General features: G+C 58.7%; 3 protein-coding genes. All 3 read left to right on the top strand.

Going from position 1 to position 4,354, the window contains the following annotated elements; translation table 11 throughout:
* On the top strand, positions 1–304 hold a 304-nt coding region (locus tag VN887_08005; protein HXT39950.1), incomplete at its 5' end, for a class I adenylate-forming enzyme family protein.
* A gap of 195 nt (positions 305–499) precedes the next feature.
* Positions 500–2,368: a hypothetical protein gene (locus VN887_08000; GenBank protein ID HXT39949.1), complete on the top strand. Its 1,869-nt coding sequence runs from the start codon at positions 500–502 to the stop codon at positions 2,366–2,368.
* Between the two features lie 281 nt (positions 2,369–2,649).
* The coding region (locus VN887_07995; GenBank protein ID HXT39948.1) for a hypothetical protein at positions 2,650–4,354 on the top strand (1,705 nt) is incomplete at its 3' end.

Below are 4,354 nucleotides of genomic sequence, written 5' to 3'. Positions count from 1 at the left end.
CGGGCGCAAGATCCCGCCCGAAAGCATCGAGCGGGAGTTGCTGGCGCATCCCGGCCTGAGAGATTGCCTGGTGTTTGGCGCGCCCAGCCGCGAGGCCGAACGGACAGAAGTCATCGTTGCCTGCGTGGCTGTAAAAACCGCTGTAGGCGCGGACGAGTTGCGGGATTTTCTGCTCTCGAGGCTGCCCGCGTGGCAGGTGCCGCGGGAATGGATGTTTGTTGAGACGCTCGAAGCCAACGAGCGCGGCAAACTTTCGCGTGCGGAGTGGCGGCGACGGTATTTGGAAGAGGAGCGGCAGGGATAGCCCCGGCAGAAAGGCAGCGCGTAAGTATCTTGATTTCCACGTCCGCCTGTGAAAGAGTGCCCGCAATCACCAGCGGCTAAACCGAACGAACGCAAACCAAGCGTCTTTTTTCCTATGAACCACTCCTGCCTAATCGTCAAATCGCGGCGCCTACAACAAACCCTTGTTTCGTCCGAAAACCTGGCTCGACACTTCTTGGCTGCGGTCATACTGACCTGTGTCTTTGGGATCGAACGCGCGTTCGCGCAGTCCGATGACTTCAACGACGGAAATGATAGCGGATGGACCCGTCTTGACCTGAACACCGGCACCGGTGGATTGCTTCCCGGCGGGAGTTACACGTTTCCAGATGATGGTTTTGGCGGCAAAGCCTATCGCATCCAGACCCCCGCGCCTCCCGTGCCGGATGCGGGGCCGGCGCGCGCGTTCAGCTACAGGTCACCGAATTACACGAATTTTGTCGTATCAGTGGACATTCTTGCGTGGGACCGGACCGTGGACCAGGCCTTCGGAGTTTTGAGCCGCGCGACGAATCCCGGCCTGGGCGCGACGGATGGGTACGTGATGAACTTCAATCCCGCCGACGGCAATCTGCAGATTAACGAAGTGTCCGGGGAGGCACCCAACACGATCGCCGAAACTCCGGCCAGTCTCGATTCCGCTCAGGCCCGTTATCGCTGGGTTTTCTCGGGTTACAACGACAGCCTCGTAGGGCAGGTGTATGCCCTGCCGGACACGAACAATCCGGTGGCAAGCGTCGTCGCCTCGGACACTTCACATGGCAGCGGTCTGGCGGGCGTGTTTATTTTCAGCCGGGCAAACGACGTGACGGCTCCGAGCGCAACGGCGGATGCAACCTTTGATAACTACAACGCAAGCGCCCCGGCGGCGGGGTCGCTGCGCGCGACGGTAGTGGACCTGACCCCCAAGCCGAACGAGGCCGTTCGCACCATCCCGACCTCCCTTAGCGTTGCCATCCTTAACCGCGAGACTGACGTGGACACAAATTCGATCGTGGTTTCGGTGGATGGAAGCGTCATCCCTTCCGCCAACCTGACCGTGAGCGGGGAAGTCCTGGTGCCGAACAACGCGATTCCATTCCCGGGCGCGACCGTAACCTATCCGCTTACCAATCTGACCAGCCTGGCCGATCTTACGGCGACCCACACTAATCGCATTGTTTTCGCCGATACTCTGGGATTCAGGCAGACGAACGAATGGTCCTTCACATTTGCCGCGTTGCGCGCAACCAACGCGTCGCCGACCGGATCGGGGTCAACTTCGGGATTCCGTGTTCGGTTGGTCCAAGCTTCGGTGGTGACAGACAACAGCCTGGCGCGCGCGGAGCTTCAGTTGGGGCCAAATCCGCCGGCAAATTACGCGGCTTTTGTCACCAATGCGGTGGCGACCGTGATCAACTACACGCAGAAAGATACCACGGATCCAGCCTACGTACCGGATGGTGATTTCAGCAATGAGTTCAATTTTCCGGGCATTGATCCTACCGTCCAGCCCGACCCGAACGACATGGCAATGGAGATTCTGGCTTATCTGGAATTGTCGCCAGGCGTCCATACGTTTGGGGTTGTCAGCGATGACGGGTTTCAACTCTCCTCGGGCGCAGGCTTCTCCGACCCAAATGCGCTTGTGCTCGGACAAAAAACCAGCGGCACGTTCAACGGCACGTTTGATTTCGTCGTTCCGCAGGGGGGCCTCTATCCGTTTCGCATGATTTGGTTCGAACGCGGCGGCGGCGCGAACGTCGAGCTGTTTTCCGTGGATCGTTCGACGGGCGTGATGACCCTGATCAATGACCTCAACGCAACAGGGGCCGTCAAGGCTTTTACCTCGCTCGCAGCAGCGAACATCGTCCTCGAGTCGGTTGCCAGTCTCGCGACGAGCTCGTTCGCGGCTGAAACCGGGGCCGTCGTCGATTCAAATGCGAAGACCGTGACCGTGCCGCTGTCAGGAAGCCAGCGGTTTTACCGGTTGCAAAGCGTTTCTGCGCTGACCATCGACAGCATTCAGGTCAGCGGTGCCAACATCGTCTTGAGATACCATTAACAGCGAGTTGCGCTTCCCAGCTTCGAGGACAGTGGAATCGGGACTGCTCCCGTTGCCCGCAGGGTGAAAACCGGCCGGAGGGAATGGCACTTCCATGTTCTGAAGGCAGCATTTGTATTGAAGTATTATTTGTGGAGCGTTATCCAATGCTTCGTAGTCTGCGCAAAATGGAACAAGTCGGGATTGAATCTCCAATGATGAAGTCGTTCGTTTTTCTCCGGAGCGCTGGATGCACCTTCAATTGCCTGCCTGTCCGCTGCTCCTGCAGCTTTGCGCTCATTGTGGCCGCATCGCTCATATTCGGATGGCAGAAGATTGCCATGGGGCAGTCGGATGACTTCAACGACGGAAACGACACCGGTTGGGTGCATCTGGACATCAACACGGGAACCATGGGACAGATTCCCTCGGGAGCGAGCTACACATTTCCGGATGACGGTTTTGGCGGGAAGGCGTATCGCATTCAATCCCCGGCGCCGCCGGTGCCCGACGCGGGTCCGGCGCGGGCCTTCAGTTATCGGACGAATGTTTACGACAATTTTTATCTGGCGGCAGACATTGTCACCTTCGACAACTCACTGAACCAGGCCTTTGGTTTCCTGGTGCGCGCCGATCCCGGCAGCATAGGATTGGGCACGACGACCGGTTATGTCCTGAATTACGATCCGAACCAGCAGAACGGGGAGCGTGGCCAGTTTCAAATCAATGTGGTGACCGGCGAACAGCCAACCAGGCTGATCGCAGCAAACATCACCCTCGATCCGACACACCGGTATCGGTTCGTGATGAACGGGGCGGCCAGCACGTTGACCGGGCAGATTTATGATTTCGCCGATCTTACGGCGCCGCTCGTCACCATCTCGGCCGACGACACGACGTATCCCAGCGGCGTCCTGGGGCTGTTTAACTTCTCTCGCGTGAACGCGGCGGACTACACGAATCCGGCGACGGGCAAGACTGATGTGACGTTTGACAATTATTACGCATCCACGGACGGACCCATTCTGGTGGATTTTGACCGCACGCCGCATCCGATTCCGAACATGCCGCAGGTTGCGAATCGCACACCGACCACGCGCGCAAACTTTTACGGTTATACCAACGGCATCAGCTTCACTGCGACGACGATGACGACGAACGCAATCGATCCGGCCGCGATCCGGCTTTTCCTGAACGGCACGGACGTGTCTTCGACCCTGACGATGTCCGGCCCTTCCAACAACGTGGATGTCCGCTTCAACGGTCTGATGCCAAACACAGTTTACGGTGCGCGGATCGAACTGTCCGATTTCTCGGGCAGGGCGACGACAAATGAGTTCACGTTTGACACGTTCGACGAGAGTTATCTCGACGCTCCCGGAGTCAAAGTCATCGAGGCCGAGGACTACAATTACGGAGCCGGGCAGTTTCAGGACGATCCGCCGGTGTCCGGCCTGGACAGCGTTGGCGCCCAGGTGAACGGCAGCGGCGTCGGCTACTACGACCTCATCGGCGCAGGCGGCGTGGATTTTTTTGACTTTTCAACCACGCCCGGCAGTGGCGCTTCGGCCGATTATCGCACCCAGGATCCGGTCGGCACGCAGGCCGGGAGCTCGAGTGAATTTGACAATGGCGTCCCGACCGTGATCAACGACAGCATCCGGGCAAAGTATGCTTCCCGCGACCTGTCTGAATACGAGGTGAGAGGAACCGAAGGCGGCGAATGGCTGGACTACACGCGCATCTTCTCAAACGCCACCTACAATGTCTATTTGCGCGAGGCTTGTCGCGCCTCCCAGACGGTGTATCTCGACAGGGTCACCGGTGACGCGACACAGCGGAATCAGACGACAGTGCGCCTGGGCATGTTCAACGTGCCGAGCACCGCCATGCTGATCAACTATAGCTATACGCCGCTGGTTGACACGAATGGAAATCCGGCGGCGATCAGTTTGTCGGGCACCAACACGCTGCGTTTAACGTTCGGCGGCCCGCAGACAGACGCCA

Source organism: Candidatus Angelobacter sp., assembly GCA_035607015.1.
GTDB lineage: Bacteria > Verrucomicrobiota > Verrucomicrobiia > Limisphaerales > AV2 > AV2.
This window is presented reverse-complemented; position numbering and strand designations above follow the sequence as displayed.